Raw genomic sequence first — 16,175 nt, 5'->3', positions numbered from 1 at the left:
GAGCAGTGGTTTTCGTTTTAATTTGCTAAGCGTTTGATCATTTCTAAGCACATTCTTGCATTATGGTAGGGACATTTCCATGAGTCGACGATGTTTTCTTGTGTTTGGTACTTTTCATCGCGGAGAGAAGAAATAACTTCACCGTTTGTATCAATGCGGGAGTACCATTCGCCGCCCTCGCGCTTATCATGGATAGATGCTTGAATGTATTTCCATACATCCTCACTATATATTAAATAGTTTTGGATATTCGTTAATTCATAGGCATTGTGGAAGCCGATTACTGCTTCGGCTTGTCCCCACCAGACTCTTGTTGCGTGAATGGTGCCATTTGCCTTGTAATCCATAAGCGATCCATCTTCAGCAAGCCCTTCTCTAGCAACCTCCAATGCCATGAGCTTATTCATTTCTACTATTTCTGGTCTATCGAGCTTAGTTACATTCAATGCTTCTGATAAAAGCCAGCTCGTTTCAATATCATGTCCAAACGAGAAAGTATCTTTTATACTATTCCAATTTTGGTCAAAGGCAGCGTGGCAATAATGCTTTTGATGATCAAAAATATGTGTATGGAATAGCGTTAATAGATTATCAATTTTGCGTAATAGTCTTTCATCAGGCCAAATTTGGTAAAGGGTCGTGTATGCTTCGATAATATGCAAATGGCTATTTGTTGTAAAGGCAGCCTCCACGCCCTCATTTAATAGAACATTTTCCTTTTTAGTCCAATCGGCATTAAATTCTTCCAAATAACCGTTTAATGATTCAGAGAAGCAAATATCTTCTATAAGATAAAATAATTTTTGTGCTAAAGCTAATACTTCCATATCTTTAGACACCTTATAATATTCACTTAAGCCATAAAGCGCAAAGCTTTGGGCATAGACATGCTTTGATGAGATAACCGGATTTCCTTTATAATCAACAAGCCAATAGATGCCGCCGTTTTCCTGATCCCAGAGCTTATTTTTAAAAAATTCATAAGCATGATGGGCAGCTTCTAAATAGGCTGGATCTTGTTTGTATTGATACACAGCGGAAAAGGTCCATAGGTTTCTAGCACCTAAAACGCCACCTTTATGGGCTTCAGGATGAAGCTTTAAATGGTAATCAACCACCCCGTAGAATCCGCCGTTCTCCTTATCCATTAGATTTAACCAAAATGGCAAAATACGATTCTCCAACTCTTCCATAAACTCTATTTTCTTCATGGTAACTCCTCCTCTTTTTTACCTTCTTTACCCTTCAACAATATTGCGAATCCATTTTTTTGTATAAGTTCTTTTTAACCCCAAGAAGGCTCGAATAAAATCATGGGAGTTAGCAAGTGCATAGACAGCAAACAATGGCAGCTGGAAGTATACGCCTAATGCAGCAAGTGGAAGCCCGACTAGCCAAACACCGATTGTGTCTAGCCACATTACATATTTTGTGTCGCCTCCAGCACGCAAGATGCCGACATTGTTGATATAATTTAGATTTTTGGCAATGGAAAAGGGGATATAGACAAACATAATGCCATAAACAAGTTGTTCTACTTCTGGTGTAAGTCGATAAAGCGACAGCACATGCGGGAGTAGGATTAAAATCAGAATTCCGACGACAATAGAAGTTCCCGTAGTAATCCGGATGAAATTCTTCGCATACTGAAAAGCACCTTTTTTATCATTTGCACCAAGCTGATTTCCAATCATGACTGCCGATGCATCGCTTATCCCGGTAAAGACACAGGTGAAAATAAAAATAATCGGATCAATCATCGAGATAGCGGCAGTTTGATTTGTGCCCATTGTGGCATACAGCCAGAAAAAGAGCGTATCTCCAAGCGTCCATGTACCATGGTTAATGATGGATGGCATCGTGATTTTAAAATATTGTTTGCTTAAACTGCTTCGGAAAACATCGAGATTCTTTTTGATAATCGAAAAAGAAAGGAACTCTTTTTTTACAAGAAGCATGAAAAGAAGAGCAGTTTGAATGATACGAGCGATTAGTGTCGCAATCGCAGCACCTTCGACTCCTAATGCAGGTGCTCCGAAATTCCCGTATATAAGGACATAGTTTAATAGCGTATTCACTAATAAGGCAATTACGCTATAATAGGTTGGTTTACGTACTTCGCCAGTTGTTTTTAAAGCGATTACAAAAATCATAGATAAGGCTGTAAAAACATAGGAGTAACCGAGAATTTGCAGAAATTCACCGCCCAATTGCTTAACAGAAATATCCGAAGAAAAAAAGCTAAGAATCGGGTAGGAGAAAAACTGTGTCAAGAGTGTAAAGAAAAGGGAAAAAACTGCGGTGAGTACGCTTACAAAGATAACCGAGCGACTAATGCCGTTTTTATTTTTTGCTCCCCAGTATTGGGCACAGAAGATGGTTGCGCCACTTGCAAATCCTTGTAGAAGAATCGTCGGAATCTGCGTGAATTTATTGGCAATCCCCACAGCTGCAATACTGTCTACACCAAGTCTGCCGACCATAATGGAGTCAATAATATTAAGACCTGAAGTAATCAAAAGCTGAATAGTAATAGGGATGGTAAAATACATCATTTTCCTATAATATTCTTTCTTGCTATCTTCCATTCTGTCACTTTCTTTCTATTAAATTGTCTATTTTTTCTCCCGTTTTGTTCTTTACTTATTGGAAGTCGAAATATATAATTAATTTACAACAAAAGTATAGACAATTCAATATAAAACTTTATATTTATATTGATTTATTGATAAAGGAGGAAAGTGCGATGGAATTTATGAAAGGATTTAGCTTTGGATTTATGAGCAAAAGAGGAGAATGGCAAGAGGAGAAAACGATAGAATCACTGAAGCTGCTAAAAGAAAGATGTGCAGTTGAACATATTGTCCTAACTGTTGTTGCAGAGCAGGATACTCCACAATCCACCACAATTAATTGGAAGAATCATCCCGATGTAGTCAGTGATGAAGAAACAGTGCAGTTAATTGAATACGCTAACAAAATAGGTTTAGAGGTCACTTTAAAGCCAATGGTAAACGTGGCAGATGGTACATGGCGTGCCCATATTAATTTCTTTGATACGGATGTACCTTGTGAACCAAAATGGTCTGAATGGTTCGCTTCTTATAATGAGTACATTCTGCACTATGCAAAGCTAGCAGAGCAAATGAAGTGTCCGATGTTTGTAATCGGCTGCGAACTAGTAAATGCAGACAGAAGAGAAGCTGAATGGCGTCACCTTATAAAAGAAGTGCGCAAAGTATATAGCGGTTTAATCACATATAACTGCGATAAGTACCAAGAAGATGTCTTAAAGTGGTGGGATGCTGTCGACGTAATTTCTACTAGCGGCTATTACCCGATTGATGCCTGGGAAGCACAATTAGATCGTATCGAAAAAGTAGTACAGAAACACAAGAAACCTTTCTTTTTCTGTGAAGCTGGCTGTCCAAGCTGGGTAGGTGGAGATTTGCTCCCAAATGATTGGACAAAAAGAGGAGAATTCAGCGAAGAAGTTCAAAAAAGATGGTATGAAGCAATGTTTCAAGCAACCAGCAAACGCAGCTGGGTAAAGGGATTTGCCTTATGGGACTGGAAAGCTCATCTATATCCAATTGAACAAGCAAAAAGCAATCAAGATTACGCTGTATATGGAAAAGCTGCAGAAAAAGTGATTAAGGATTATTATTCTTCCGTTGGTGGAGAGTGAGGATGGAGGGTAGTTGTAGAGATGAACGTGAATAGCCGAGGGAATTGGAACAGTGGTGTTCATAAAGGAGATGAAGCCAAAAGAAGCGGAGGTACGCGGGAAAGTGGTGTTCATAAGAGAGATGAAAGCCTAAACCAGCCTAGGCAATCATAAAAATGGTGTTCATGAAGCAATAAAAGCGGTAAGAACAGCCAAAAGCAAACAAAGCAACAATATATCAAGTGTCCTAGCAAGCAATAAATCAAATCATTAAAATGTATGCGCTTAACATAACTATATCACCATAAAAATAATTGTCCTTACTTTTTCAACAAAAGACTATACAAATGGAAATGACCATGGTAGAATATGTTTGTAAGCGCTTAATGGTAAAGTTTTCAAAATATGCTTTAACTCTTTATATGACCTAATTATTTGGAGGGAAAATAGAATGGGGATTAAAAAAGGTAATAAACTATTTCGGTTTGGCCTGATTGCTAGTGCAGCTGCATTAATGCTTGGTGCTTGTAGCAGTGATTCGGAAAAGCAAGGGGGAAAAGGGGCAGACGGGAAAGAGACAATCACTTTTATTAACCACAAAACAGACTGGACTGGGAATGGCAAATGGGATGAGTACATTGCACAATTCAATGAAAAACATCCAGATATTGAAGTGAAAGTAGAAACAATTACTGATTATGCTGGTCAAATGCAAATTCGCATGAACTCAAAAGATTATGGCGATGTGTTAATGGTGCCAACAACGATTAAGCCAGAAGACAACGCAAACTTCTTTGAGCCGCTTGGTGATCAAAAGGAATTAGAAGAAAAATACTTATTATTAACAGACCGTGCATATGACGGTGTATCTTATGGTATTCCAATTGCCGTAAATACTACAGGTGTACTTGTTAATATGAAAGTATTCAATGATGCAGGGATTACTGAATTCCCTAAAACACCAGAAGATTTCCTAGCAGCATTAGGAAAAATTAAAGAATCAAATCCGGATATTACGCCATTATACACAAACTATGCTTCTAACTGGGCAATGTCGAATTGGGATTTCGTACGTGAATCTGCAGCAGGCGATCCAAACTTCACAAATGAGTTAACAACAGATAAAACGCCATTTGATGATGGAAAGCCTATGAATACTATTTACAAATTGCTTTATGACTCTGTAAAAGAAGGCTATACAGAAGCGGATCCAACGACAACAGATTGGGAACAATCTAAGCAAGATCTTGCTGATGGAAAAGTAGCAGCAATGGTATTAGGAAGCTGGGCAATTGAACAAGTACAAGCACTAGCGGAAAATCCAGAAGATATCCAATTCGCTGCATTTCCAACAACACACGATGGAAAACAATACACAGCGATTGGTGGAGACTACAATATTGGTATTAACGTAAATAGTGAGCATAAAGAAGCTGCCCGCACCTTCTTAGATTGGTTTGTTGATGAGTCAAACTATGCTGCTGACACTGGCGGAATATCTCCAAAAGTGGGAGCTGATTTACCAGCTGCACTTAAATCAATGGAAACTGCTGGAGTGGAATTCTTCCAAGCAACACCTGCTCCTGCTGGAAAAGAATCATTGTTTGCTGATATCAACAACAGTTCGGAAATCGGTTTAGGTACAACGGATGCAACCAAACAACGAATCGTGGATGCGGCAAAGGGCAACACAAAAGAATCTTTTGACGATATCATGAAAGAGCTTAACGAAAAATGGGGCAATGCAATCGAAGAAGTTGGACAATAATTAATTCACAAGTAACATATTCACGGGAAAATGAAAACGGGTAAAATAGTTCATGTGAAAATGGAGGGTTATCTTAAAAGAGAAAATCTCTTAAGGTAACCTTCATTACTATTGAGTTTTTGTAAAAATCAGTTTTCAGACGGGACACAGCAGAGAAAATCCTTCTTACTTTGTAGTCATTAACTATTCATTTGTACGATGCTATAACACAAGAGAGTTCCCGTTTGTAGTTTCATATTTTACGCCGGCGCCGATGGAGGTGAATGAGTTTTCCATAAAAGGCGTTAGTGAAAGAATAAGAGGTGTAGGCAAGATGAATAAAATGAAATTGGGGTATGACGGGCAGAGACGATTAATCATTGTTTTATTTTCCGCCCTGCCAGTTTTTTTACTTTTGTTATTTTCATATTATCCTTTATTTAAAATGGTACAGTATAGTTTTACAAACTGGAATGGAATAAGCCCGACAAGTGAAAATGTTGGCTGGGATAACTATATTCGCATTTTTACCACTCCTGAATATTTCTCTGTTTTTAAAGTAAGCTTATATTATTTCTTTGCAACATTTGTACAACTAGGAATCGCATTATATTTTGCGACCGTTTTAACGTTTAAAGTAAAATTCGCAAATCTTTGGAAAGGAATTCTTTTCTTCCCATATTTATTAAATGGGGTAGCGATTGGGTTCATTTTCTTATATTTCTACAAAGGTGGAGGTACGCTAGATACCGTATTGAATTTCTTAGGACTAGAAGATCAAATCCGTCTTTGGTTAGGGGATCGCTCCATTAATAACGTATCAATGGCATTTACTTCTATTTGGCGTTATATGGGCTTTAACTTTATCATCTTCCTTGGTGCTATTCAGTCTATTGATTCAGAAATTTATGAAGCTGCAGAGATTGATGGAGCAAATCGCTGGCAGCAATTCCGATATATTATTATGCCGAGTATTAAGCAGATTATTTTCTTAAATATTATCCTTGGTATCAGTGGCTCACTGAGTGTATTCGAAATTCCTTATATCATGACTGGTGGATCAAACGGTACGAAGACATTCGTTATCCAGACAATTGATACAGCCTTTAAGTTCAGCAAGGTCGGATTAGCATCTGCGATGGCGTTAGTATTACTTGTTATTGTTATTGTTGTGACATTGCTGCAGCAGTTCTTAACAAGAGAGAAAGGAGCGAAATAACATGAAATCACAAACTAGCTTGGAAAAACAAACAGGAATAAAAAGTGAAAATGGATTAACAACTGCGATGATGGTAAAGAATATCCTCGGATTCATTGTCAAATATGGAAGCTTATTAATCGGAGCCGCTGTTGCCATTGTTCCTGTTTTAGTTGTGATTATTGGCTCCTTTAAATCAAAGCAGGAATTTTTAACAACGGGTGTATTAGAACTGCCGAAGAATTTTACCTTTAACAATTATGTTACAGCCTTTGTGGATGGACAAATGCTGACTGGTTTTAAAAATACGATCCTTATCTTTATTGCATCCATCATCGGAAAACTCCTTTTAGGAACGATGATTGCCTATGTACTGGATCGCTTTAATTTTAAAATGAAGAAGGTTATTCTAGCATTATTCCTTCTTGCAACATTGATTCCAGGTATCACAACACAGGTTGCCACATTCCAAATCATTAATGGAATGGGATTATTTAATACCATCTGGTCTGTTATTGTTCTCAACTTAGGTACAGATGTTATTGCTGTTTATATCTTCCTGCAATATTTGAAAAACATCCCTGTTTCACTAGATGAAGCAGCGATTTTGGAAGGGGCGTCGTATTTTACTATCTATCGTAAAATCATTCTGCCGTTATTAAAAGCACCGATGATTACGATTCTAATCATCAGTGGTGTTGGAATTTATAATGATTTCTACAATCCGTTTCTATATATGCCTTCTCCAGATTTAAAGGTTATCTCGACAGCACTATTTGCCTTTAAAGGTCCGTATGGCACAGATTGGCCAGTTATCCTAGCTGGTGTTATCATCGTTATTCTTCCGATCCTAATTGTGTTCCTAACCTTACAGAAACATATTTATAATGGAGTATCTGGCTCTGTTAAATAAAGAAAAGGGATAGCATCCAAACAAGATGCTATCCCTTTTCCATTACACCGGCCGAGGCACAATATACTTTGTCAAAAAGATTGTCAACGGCGGGGCAAAGAAGATAAATACTAGTAAATTAATGCGGACGAGAAAACTAATCGCAATAATAGTGGCCAGTATAATTAAACTGTTAATAAAACGGCGAATACAGGTGTCAAATGCGATTGCATACAGCCATTTTTGATCATCCTTGCCTTTCGGAGGATCAGCTAGAAAATAAATACAATAAATGTAATAAATCCAAGCGAAAAAAGTGAAGAAAACAAGCGGGAATTGAAAAAAGCCAAGAACAGGACTAGCTGTAATGATCGAATAATAAACGGATAGTAAACTAGCCACAGTCAGCAAAAAGACTACAAAAGACAATAGTTTATTTCCCTTATGCTTCTGATAGGCCTCTTCAAAGGAAATGCGAATACTGTATTCTACCTCATTGTGAATACTTTCAATGCTATGAATCAGACCAATACCAGCAGGAACTAAGCCATATACAAGTCCCCCGCGCAAAAGATACATCCAAAAATAATACCCAGCAGTTGTATACTGAGCCACTCTGTTGATGAAAAGTATAATCTTATTATTCAATATGTTCACCCTTTTAATGTCTATATGTTAGTTATACATGTAAACGGAAACATTATCAATAGGGAGAATGCATAAAGAAAGGGGAAAGGATGCTATCCATGTTCCCCGTCAATTTATATATGAATAGTATTTTTTTTCAAGCGTGCAATCATATACTCTCCTTGCAGAAGCATAAATAGAAAAAACAACGGGATAGCAAGAAAGACAAGCTTGCGGTGCCATTGTAAGTTGCGATGAAGCAGGAATGCCGAAAATAAGTTAGTCAGCAGAAAATTAGTCATAAAAAAGTCACCCTTTTTTCTCTTAGTGTGATTAGAAAGGGTGATTTTTATTCAGGAGTCAGCAGCTGCAATAGTTTCAAGTGCGGACTGGCATGTTGGGAATACACGCATATTTAGCTTTTTCCCATATGTATATTGAATTTTATAACATAAATAGAACTTTATTGCATATTAGAGAAAAATATATATCTGGAATATCGTGACAAGAAAACTACCTTTATTACCATCTGTTTTTATCTTTTGCTTCTAAGTATAGTTAGGAAATTTCCTATTCTAATCAAAGAATCACTAGTCCAATATCAAAGCTCAAAGCTCAAAGCTCAAAGCTCTTTGGAAAACTTATCTGCTGTGCTGTAAAGGTATTTTGACAAAAGAAGTATTTACCATTCCAACCTGGTATCATCTGTTCATTTTAGCAGCCTCGCTATGGGACAGGCTTTTTGTTTAACTAATTTTGTTTTCCCATTTATTCATTTTTTTATCTAGTAAGTCATACAGCTCTTCTTCTCGATTAGAAAGCTTATAAAATAAGGATAATGCAACAAGGAGAGTATCAACACATTCTTCCTTAATGTCCTCTTTATTGAGCTGCTTATAGTCACTTCCGCTTGCATTTAAATAAGAAAGCACAGCCTGTGATACTTCTCCAGCTTCTTCTGATAATTTCAATGCCATTTGCTCCAGTGTCTTTGGCTCCAATTTACTCAGCTTCCTTAATCTCTCTAAGTAGGTGTTCATGGTCTTCTCTCCTTACTCTTATGTAACTTTAGTTATAGTAATAATCCATTAAGCAGTCTTCTACTTTATAAGAACATGTTTTTTGTTATTAGCCTTGAGAATCCTCAACTGTTCGAATATTGATAGATTCGGATTGTAATCCCCCTATGCATTTAGCATGAAGGTTTTATGAAATTTCAGCTATATTTCAACTAGTTAATTTCATGTATAAGCATTTGTCCAATGAAATGGCTGAAGTTCTTGTAACGAGACATACTTAATTTCATCTGTTTTATGCGTCACGGCTACTAATACTTCACCTCCCCAATACAGCAATCTTTCTTGACAAATACCACAAGGAGTAAGAATTTTGAAAGGGCTATTTTCATCATCTCTTACAACACAAATGGAGTGAGTAACTGTTGTTTGCTGTTTATGAGCTTCTAGGATAGATCCCACTTCTATACAAAGATTAGTTGCTGCATTCAGCACTTCTGGTGCTACGCTAGTAATAATATTTCCATCACTTGTACGCATTGCGGCTGCACCGCCCCAACCGGTAGGATAGCGCTTTTCAATTAGCTGCACTGCTGATTTATATAAAATGTCCATTATAATTGCCCCTCCAGGAAGTATTTAAAATAAGTTAATCTGCATTTGGTATGCGAGAAAAACAAAAGTGACTGTTACATATAAGATTGTTCATTTAACATTATTGATAAATATCTTTTTGTGTATGGATAATGTCAAATAACTCTTTCAATATATTTTGATAAACTAAATCTGTGGAGGAAGATAGTATCTGTAATTGACGAATAGCACCTTCACAAACACCCCATCTTGTATAAGAACTTTGAGTTTCTTCTAAAATAAAACTTATTAATTCTTTTTGTTCTTGTGATAATTGATCCGAACTTATACACTTGTCAAGTAATTTTCTTATTTCCCTAATAGCGGATTCTTGATCGTCGGCTGAGTTAGGTGATTTATACGGAAATAAAACTTGATTTGTTTGTTTTGTAATTTCAATGTTATTTTCTAAACGTAAAATATTGTAATCTAAAATATCAGAGCTATTTATATTCAGCTTTATTTGATCGGAATATCTAAACTGATAACCTAAACTCCCAATAAAATGAGTGGATAAATCCATTGCGCTCTTTTCGATATCTTTTCCATAAACGTCTATTAGGCGTTTTGACAGCCAATTTAGTTCTTTATAATGTCTTTCTTGCATGTAACTTTGTAATTCCTCATCATTTTCGCCCAAAGAGATATTATATAATTCTGAGATTTTCTCCGTTCCATAAATGGAATGCTTTACCCGAAGCTGGGTATAAAATAGCTGCTTATCGTATGGACTTCCTTCGAGCAACAACGTATTTTGTTGTTCGTCAACCTTTTCGTCAACTTTTTGAATAATATAAAGAATCAATTGTGATTTTGTAGAGAAGTAATTATAAAATGTGCTTTTGGAAACTTTGGCTTGTTCCAAAATATCTTGGATTGCAGTATCATGATAGCCTTTTGTTCGAAATAATTGTTTTGCTGCTTCAATGATTTTTTCTTTTTTACTCATACAATTCTAACTCCTTTAAATATGATGGATATCATTATAATACCAATCTATCATAAAAACAAACTCGAGTACAGAAAAATGAACTTAGGTTTAATTGAAAGGGGGGATGGAATGATTATTCCTTAAAGATTTAATATCTTAATCAAGGTGAAAAGTCCGTCAGCAAGGAGGTGATAAAATAAGTGTTCTATTGAATACAGCTATCAACTGAGGAAGAAGGTTCCTTATACTTTCTATATAATAGTTATTATATAGAGGCTGAGGAGGGTCCTAGAAGTTATAAAGTTTATAAGGGTGGTCTAAAACTATAGTGTTACTCACTAGAAAATCTTCACAAACTACTCTAATGTCACAAGATGTACTTTAATGGAATGAGGAAAGCCCTCATGCATTAAAGATAAGGGCTTTTATCTTTCTATTTATTAAAAAAGTTTAAGACACGATCATTAATTTGTTCTGGCTTCTCCATCGACATCAAATGACCTACCCCTTTTATAATCTCTGTTGTAATATGAGGAGAGGAGTTCTTGGCACGATTAAAAGCTTCCACAGGATCATACATTACTTCTTCTTCTCCAAGTAACAGAAGAATTTGAGTCTGAATTTGGGCTAATTCTTCATCCTCAAATACATAAGGGAATGCTTGTTCCACTTGAGTTGCTTTTGGTGGAGAAGACACAGTGTCCTTCATTCCAGCTATTAATTGTTGTTTTATAAGAGGGTCAACAATATAACGGTTATTAAAAATCCATTTTAAAAAGTTGTTAACTCCTGCTTCATTACTAACCAATCCGATAGCGTAAGAATAGAATTCAGGATTAAACGGAATATAAGTAGCGGCTGGGCTCATAATAACAGCTTTATTCACCTTATCAGGGAAGAAGGTCAAGAAATTAACCGTATGTAAAGCACCATAGGATAAACCTACAATATTTGTTTTAGCAATTTTCAGAGAGTCTAGCACTTCATTTAACCAAGAAGCATAGCTTAATCGATTTGAAAATGGTTTCTCCGCAATGCTTTTATTTGTATCCCCTAAAATATCTATACAAATGACTCTATAATGCTTACTCCATTCTGCCACATTTGGATACCACATGGTCGAACTCATTTTAGCACCATGCAAAAGGAGTAGGGGTGGAGACAACTTATCTCCACTCTCAATTATATAGGTGTTTCCATAAGACGTTTCTAAAAAGTAAGAGGAAAATTGTGTTGGCCATAGTGCTTTTAATGCGTTATCGTAAGATTGAATGTATGTACTTTTTGGGTCATCTGACTTTAAATGATTCATTTTTAATTCCTCCACATAGTTGTTTTTACTAAAACTCACCAATCGTTTTAGTTGAGTTTTAAGAAATAGATTACGCCTGATTTTAGATCACTGTTTGTTAAGAGTTCTTAAGTTACAAATAGATTAATAGATTGAACTTTTGTGAGTCGATTTAAATAGTCATAATAATTCCTCCCATATCTCTAAATTTCAAAGCCATATCGAATTTCTAGATATCCTTTCTCCTTCAACACTTAAAAGAGTGTCCGTAAGGGGGATTATTTAATAGAAGAGATACTGTTTATTCAGCTTTAATTGATGGAGACTTTATGAAAAAACATAATACAAATGCGATGGCGATTAGAATGAAGCCGGATATAAAGGCATTCTTAAGACCATTCAACAACGGAATAAAGGAAGAGTCTTCATAATAGCTTGAATATTTGGTCACAGTAGCTGACATAACCCCAACCATGACTGCAGATCCTAGTGAGGCAAACACTTGTCGAACAGTATTATTAATAGCAGAACCGTGACTTATCAAATCATTAGACAATGCATTTATTCCCGCAGTGGCTAAAGGCATCATGACAAATCCCATACCTAGCATTCTAAAAGAATAAAGACAAACAATCCACCAAGTAGCTGTATTGTTAGTGAGGTATAAGAATGGAAAAGTTGCTGCCGCTAGAATGAACATGCCTATTATTGATATTTTTTTAACGCCAAACTTATCAAATAATTTCCCTGATATTGGAGAAATAATACCCAGTACAATCGCACCAGGAAATAATATTAGCCCCGATTGAAGTGCTGAAAAGTTTTTTATAGTTTGTGTATAAATAGGTAAAAGAACTTCAAATCCAATCATAGTCATAAAAATAATAGAGACAATCATTGTAGACAATGTAAATGTTCTACTTTTAAAAACTTGTAACTCCAAAAAGGGTTGAGTGAGTTTAAATTGTCGATGGGAAAATAAAATTATGATTAGGAGGCCAGCTACGCAAGAGAACCCTGTAATTTTATTTTGCCACCCTATATTCCCTGCAACACTAATCCCATATAGCAGGGAACCTAAACCTAGGCTACTAAGCATAATAGAAAGGATATCAATCTTCGGTTTAGTTAAATTAATGACGTTTTTCAAATAGAAGCATGCCAGTAACATGTTAATCACAGCAATTGGGAGAATTATATAAAATAAGTATCGCCAATTAAAATAATCAACAATCCATCCAGATAAAGTGGGAGCAATAGCAGGAGCAAATGCAATAACAATTCCTACTAACCCCATAGCCTCTCCTCGCCGTTCAACTGGATATACTAAAAACATTAATGTCTGCATTAAAGGAATAATTAATCCTGAACCAACCGCTTGGATGATACGTCCTAATAACAGTATGTTATATGTAGGACTGAGTGCACAGATTACTGTGCCTATTACAAAGCTTACCATTGCTGCCATATATAATTTTCTATTATTTATTGTATTTAACAAAAATGCTGAAGTGGGAATCATGATGCCACTGATCAACATAAACGCAGTAATGAGCCATTGTGCATTAATAGCACTAATGTCTAGGTCAACCATTATCTTTGGCAAAGCTGTGACCAATAACGTTTGGTTTATGATAGTTAAAAAAGTACCAATCATTAAAACGAGGACAAATCCGGCTCTACTAAATTGATTTCCATTAATGTCGATGGGATGTGCTCTAATATTTGTCATTCTTCTTATCCTCCTGTTGTATAAAATAAAACTCGAGTATGTTTTTCTGAACTCTAGTACAATACCATGATAGAATTGAATAATAAAGATGTCAATATCCTTTTTGTTCCGGCACAACTACTTGATGTGCAAAATTAGGAATGGTTATGCTTTCCAGTTATGAATTATTCATACTCTTTAATGATTCTTAAATAGCAACAAAGAATAACTTCTTTTCCTCGCCAATATAGATAGGAGGAGGAAGAGATAGTTCACTTTTTTCAGATAATAGTTTCACTAAAGGACAACATGCATTTACAGATGGAAATAGTGCTGACCATTTATTTCCTTTTTTTCTATATAAAAAGAAAAGGAGTGGTTCAGAATGACAATGGGCTTTGATTGTGCTACCAAGTTAACAGAAAAAATGGCAAAAGACTTGTATGGAGCAGGGTTTCGCTATGCTGCACGCTATTTAGGAGATAGCTGGAAGTCCTTTAATAAGAAAGAGGCAGAAGTAATTCAAAAGGCGGGAATAAAGCTGATTAGTATTTTTCAAAAAAGCGCTAATAAGATTTCCTATTTTACAGAAAAGCAAGGAACAGTAGATGGGAAGGACGCAGAAAAGTGGGCAAAAGCAGTTGGGCAGCCAGAAGGAACTGCTATTTACTTTGCAGTTGATTGTGAGGTTACAGGAAAGCAAATGGCCCAGATCCAAGCTTACTTTTCAGCTGTGAAAAAGGAGCTGATATCTTATAAAATAGGAGTATACGGTTCCTATGCAGTGATGCATACCATGAAGGGGGAGGTTGATTACTTATGGCAGACCTATGCATGGTCACGCGGAGAAGTCGCTCCCTTTATTCATATGTATCAATATGAAAATAATATCATCCTAGAGGGCGTCAACATTGACCGGAATCAGATTATGCAAAATCCTGGGCATTGGGACACGGAAAAAGTGCAGGCGAATAAGTATACTGTTCAGCAGGAAACAGGTGCCTTTCTAACAGCGGCAGATGCTAAAGCTGGCCAAAATAAAAAGGGAATCGTCAAGCCAGGAATATACTCGATTTTTAACAAATCTCAAGGAATGATAAATGTCACGAAAATAGCAGGAAAACCAGGATCATGGATTAACCCGCAGCAAGAAACAGTACACATCGTCTCCAGTGGAGAAACGTTAACGAAAATTGCCAAAATCTATGGAATGAGCCTTTCATCCTTCCAAGCAAAAAATCCACAGATTAAAAATGTGGATCTCATTTACCCTGGGCAAGCGATAAAAATTTGAATTGACTAGACAAATTTTGAAAAAATGAAGGGTTTTCAAAGACGGAGAGCGAATAAGAAGGAGAGGTGAAAAAATAGATGAAAAAGATAGAAAACGAAGTTCGATGGGGAATTATTGGCTGTGGAGATGTGACAGAAGTAAAAAGTGGACCAGGCTTTCAATTAGCGGAAAATTCAAAGCTAGTGGCAGTTATGCGCCGCAATGGTGAATTGGCTAAGGATTATGCGGAGCGTCATCATGTTCCTAAATGGTATGACAATGGCGAAGCACTAATAAATGATCCAGATGTCGATGCTGTTTATGTCGCTACCCCACCAGCTTTTCATAAAGAATATGCACTTCTTGCCGCAAAAGCAGGGAAACCAGTGTATGTAGAAAAACCAATGGCAAGAAATTATCAAGAGTGCCTAGAGATGATTGAAGCATGTAAACGAGCAGATGTGCCTTTATTTGTTGCCTATTATCGTCGCGCACTTCCTCGTTTTCTAAAAATAAAAGAAATAGTCGACAGCGGTGTACTTGGGGATATTCGCTTTGTGCGGACAATCCAATACCAGCCGCCGCTGAAAGATGATCAAGCATGGAGAGTGCAGCCAGAACTTGCAGGCGGTGGACTATTCCTTGATTTAGCAAGTCATACATTGGATATTCTGGATTTTCTGCTTGGACCGATTAAGGAGGCAGAAGGATTTGCAACCAACCAAAATGGCAGCTACGAAGCAGAAGACATGGTGACCGGCAATTATCTATTTGAATCAGGTGTGCATGGAACAGGAACATGGTGTTTTGGCGCATATGACCATGTGGACGAAAACGAAATTGTCGGAAGCAAAGGGAAACTGACTTTTGCAACCTTTGGGAATGGTCCCATTACTTTAACAACATCAGAAGGAACGGAAGAGTGGGTAATTGAAAATCCACGTCATATTCAGCAGCCTATGATTCAATTGATGGTGGATGAGTTAACTGGAAAAGGCACTAGCCCAAGCACAGGCGAAAGTGGAGCAAGAACAAACTGGGTGATGGATCAGCTGATTAAAGGGTATTATGGGGAAAAGGCATCTCGTTGAGAGGTGCTTTTTCGTGTGGCAGCGATGACTTTGTTTTGGCTGATATATCTCCAGTTTGGCTGATTCCACCCTTACTTTGGCTGATATTTTCTCAGTTT

Annotated in this window: 16 protein-coding genes; 7 read left to right on the top strand and 9 right to left on the bottom strand. The window is 36.7% G+C overall.

All coding sequences use genetic code 11. The annotated features are described in order from the left end of the window. Window positions 1–17: 17 nt before the first annotated feature. A complete protein-coding gene (locus tag BCI01S_RS24155; RefSeq protein ID WP_061801317.1) occupies window positions 18–1,211 on the bottom strand; it encodes an AGE family epimerase/isomerase in 1,194 nt (397 codons plus the stop codon). Between the two features lie 27 nt (window positions 1,212–1,238). Continuing rightward, window positions 1,239–2,588, bottom strand: coding sequence for an MATE family efflux transporter (locus tag BCI01S_RS24150; protein ID WP_047942626.1), 1,350 nt, complete (start codon window positions 2,586–2,588; stop codon window positions 1,239–1,241). A gap of 158 nt (window positions 2,589–2,746) precedes the next feature. Here BCI01S_RS24150 and BCI01S_RS24145 point away from each other — a divergent pair, with 158 nt between their 5' ends. From BCI01S_RS24145 to BCI01S_RS24130, 5 genes are all read left to right on the top strand, one after another. Further along, window positions 2,747–3,688: a glycoside hydrolase family 113 gene (locus tag BCI01S_RS24145; RefSeq protein ID WP_061801316.1), complete on the top strand. Its 942-nt coding sequence runs from the start codon at window positions 2,747–2,749 to the stop codon at window positions 3,686–3,688. 21 nt (window positions 3,689–3,709) lie between these two features. Continuing rightward, window positions 3,710–3,841, top strand: coding sequence for a hypothetical protein (locus BCI01S_RS26280; protein WP_268874889.1), 132 nt, complete (start codon window positions 3,710–3,712; stop codon window positions 3,839–3,841). Window positions 3,842–4,118: 277 nt separating this feature from the next. Then, entirely contained in the window at window positions 4,119–5,435 is a 1,317-nt protein-coding gene (locus BCI01S_RS24140; protein WP_213087958.1) for an ABC transporter substrate-binding protein, read from the top strand. 313 nt (window positions 5,436–5,748) lie between these two features. Beyond that, window positions 5,749–6,633: a carbohydrate ABC transporter permease gene (locus BCI01S_RS24135; RefSeq protein ID WP_047942624.1), complete on the top strand. Its 885-nt coding sequence runs from the start codon at window positions 5,749–5,751 to the stop codon at window positions 6,631–6,633. A 67-nt stretch (window positions 6,634–6,700) separates the two neighbouring features. Further along, entirely contained in the window at window positions 6,701–7,525 is an 825-nt protein-coding gene (locus BCI01S_RS24130) for a carbohydrate ABC transporter permease (protein ID WP_047942718.1), read from the top strand. A gap of 42 nt (window positions 7,526–7,567) precedes the next feature. Here the strand turns inward: BCI01S_RS24130 and BCI01S_RS24125 are convergent, their stop codons facing one another. The 7 genes from BCI01S_RS24125 to BCI01S_RS24100 form a co-directional block, all read right to left on the bottom strand. Next, window positions 7,568–8,152 carry a hypothetical protein gene (locus BCI01S_RS24125; protein ID WP_047942623.1) on the bottom strand — a complete coding sequence of 195 codons (585 nt, stop codon included), beginning with the start codon at window positions 8,150–8,152 and terminating at the stop codon, window positions 7,568–7,570. A 113-nt stretch (window positions 8,153–8,265) separates the two neighbouring features. Then, window positions 8,266–8,433: a hypothetical protein gene (locus BCI01S_RS25545; protein ID WP_156485498.1), complete on the bottom strand. Its 168-nt coding sequence runs from the start codon at window positions 8,431–8,433 to the stop codon at window positions 8,266–8,268. Window positions 8,434–8,877: 444 nt separating this feature from the next. Next, window positions 8,878–9,171: a MazG-like family protein gene (locus BCI01S_RS24120; RefSeq protein WP_047942622.1), complete on the bottom strand. Its 294-nt coding sequence runs from the start codon at window positions 9,169–9,171 to the stop codon at window positions 8,878–8,880. A 201-nt stretch (window positions 9,172–9,372) separates the two neighbouring features. Further along, window positions 9,373–9,762 carry a cytidine deaminase gene (locus BCI01S_RS24115; protein WP_047942621.1) on the bottom strand — a complete coding sequence of 130 codons (390 nt, stop codon included), beginning with the start codon at window positions 9,760–9,762 and terminating at the stop codon, window positions 9,373–9,375. Between the two features lie 100 nt (window positions 9,763–9,862). Then, window positions 9,863–10,729: a TetR/AcrR family transcriptional regulator gene (locus BCI01S_RS24110; protein WP_061801315.1), complete on the bottom strand. Its 867-nt coding sequence runs from the start codon at window positions 10,727–10,729 to the stop codon at window positions 9,863–9,865. Window positions 10,730–11,144: 415 nt separating this feature from the next. Continuing rightward, on the bottom strand, window positions 11,145–12,023 hold the full coding sequence (locus tag BCI01S_RS24105; protein WP_047942618.1) for an alpha/beta fold hydrolase: 879 nt from the start codon (window positions 12,021–12,023) through the stop codon (window positions 11,145–11,147). A gap of 280 nt (window positions 12,024–12,303) precedes the next feature. Beyond that, entirely contained in the window at window positions 12,304–13,734 is a 1,431-nt protein-coding gene (locus BCI01S_RS24100) for an MDR family MFS transporter (RefSeq protein ID WP_047942617.1), read from the bottom strand. A 364-nt stretch (window positions 13,735–14,098) separates the two neighbouring features. On the opposite strand from BCI01S_RS24100, the gene BCI01S_RS24095 reads away from it, so the two are divergent. Next, window positions 14,099–15,007: a glycoside hydrolase domain-containing protein gene (locus BCI01S_RS24095; protein ID WP_061801314.1), complete on the top strand. Its 909-nt coding sequence runs from the start codon at window positions 14,099–14,101 to the stop codon at window positions 15,005–15,007. A 77-nt stretch (window positions 15,008–15,084) separates the two neighbouring features. Beyond that, the gene (locus BCI01S_RS24090; protein WP_061801313.1) at window positions 15,085–16,077 is read left to right on the top strand and encodes a Gfo/Idh/MocA family protein; all 993 of its coding nucleotides are present in this window, start codon (window positions 15,085–15,087) and stop codon (window positions 16,075–16,077) included. Window positions 16,078–16,175 lie beyond the last annotated feature (98 nt).

It is taken from the genome of Niallia circulans NBRC 13626 (genome assembly GCF_001591585.1).
Taxonomy (GTDB): Bacteria; Bacillota; Bacilli; order Bacillales; family Cytobacillaceae; genus Niallia; species Niallia circulans.
This window is presented reverse-complemented; position numbering and strand designations above follow the sequence as displayed.

Bases quoted from the DNA above. Each gene is read 5' to 3' on its own strand.
- BCI01S_RS24140 (WP_213087958.1), top strand. From the start codon at position 4,119: ATGGGGATTAAAAAAGGTAATAAACTATTTCGGTTTGGCCTGATTGCT.
- BCI01S_RS24105 (WP_047942618.1), bottom strand. From the start codon at position 12,023: ATGAATCATTTAAAGTCAGATGACCCAAAAAGTACATACATTCAATCT.
- BCI01S_RS24135 (WP_047942624.1), top strand. From the start codon at position 5,749: ATGAATAAAATGAAATTGGGGTATGACGGGCAGAGACGATTAATCATT.
- BCI01S_RS24145 (WP_061801316.1), top strand. From the start codon at position 2,747: ATGGAATTTATGAAAGGATTTAGCTTTGGATTTATGAGCAAAAGAGGA.
- BCI01S_RS24115 (WP_047942621.1), bottom strand. From the start codon at position 9,762: ATGGACATTTTATATAAATCAGCAGTGCAGCTAATTGAAAAGCGCTAT.
- BCI01S_RS24155 (WP_061801317.1), bottom strand. From the start codon at position 1,211: ATGAAGAAAATAGAGTTTATGGAAGAGTTGGAGAATCGTATTTTGCCA.
- BCI01S_RS24090 (WP_061801313.1), top strand. From the start codon at position 15,085: ATGAAAAAGATAGAAAACGAAGTTCGATGGGGAATTATTGGCTGTGGA.
- BCI01S_RS25545 (WP_156485498.1), bottom strand. From the start codon at position 8,433: ATGACTAATTTTCTGCTGACTAACTTATTTTCGGCATTCCTGCTTCAT.
- BCI01S_RS26280 (WP_268874889.1), top strand. From the start codon at position 3,710: ATGAACGTGAATAGCCGAGGGAATTGGAACAGTGGTGTTCATAAAGGA.
- BCI01S_RS24100 (WP_047942617.1), bottom strand. From the start codon at position 13,734: ATGACAAATATTAGAGCACATCCCATCGACATTAATGGAAATCAATTT.
- BCI01S_RS24110 (WP_061801315.1), bottom strand. From the start codon at position 10,729: ATGAGTAAAAAAGAAAAAATCATTGAAGCAGCAAAACAATTATTTCGA.
- BCI01S_RS24095 (WP_061801314.1), top strand. From the start codon at position 14,099: ATGACAATGGGCTTTGATTGTGCTACCAAGTTAACAGAAAAAATGGCA.
- BCI01S_RS24120 (WP_047942622.1), bottom strand. From the start codon at position 9,171: ATGAACACCTACTTAGAGAGATTAAGGAAGCTGAGTAAATTGGAGCCA.
- BCI01S_RS24150 (WP_047942626.1), bottom strand. From the start codon at position 2,588: ATGGAAGATAGCAAGAAAGAATATTATAGGAAAATGATGTATTTTACC.
- BCI01S_RS24130 (WP_047942718.1), top strand. From the start codon at position 6,701: ATGATGGTAAAGAATATCCTCGGATTCATTGTCAAATATGGAAGCTTA.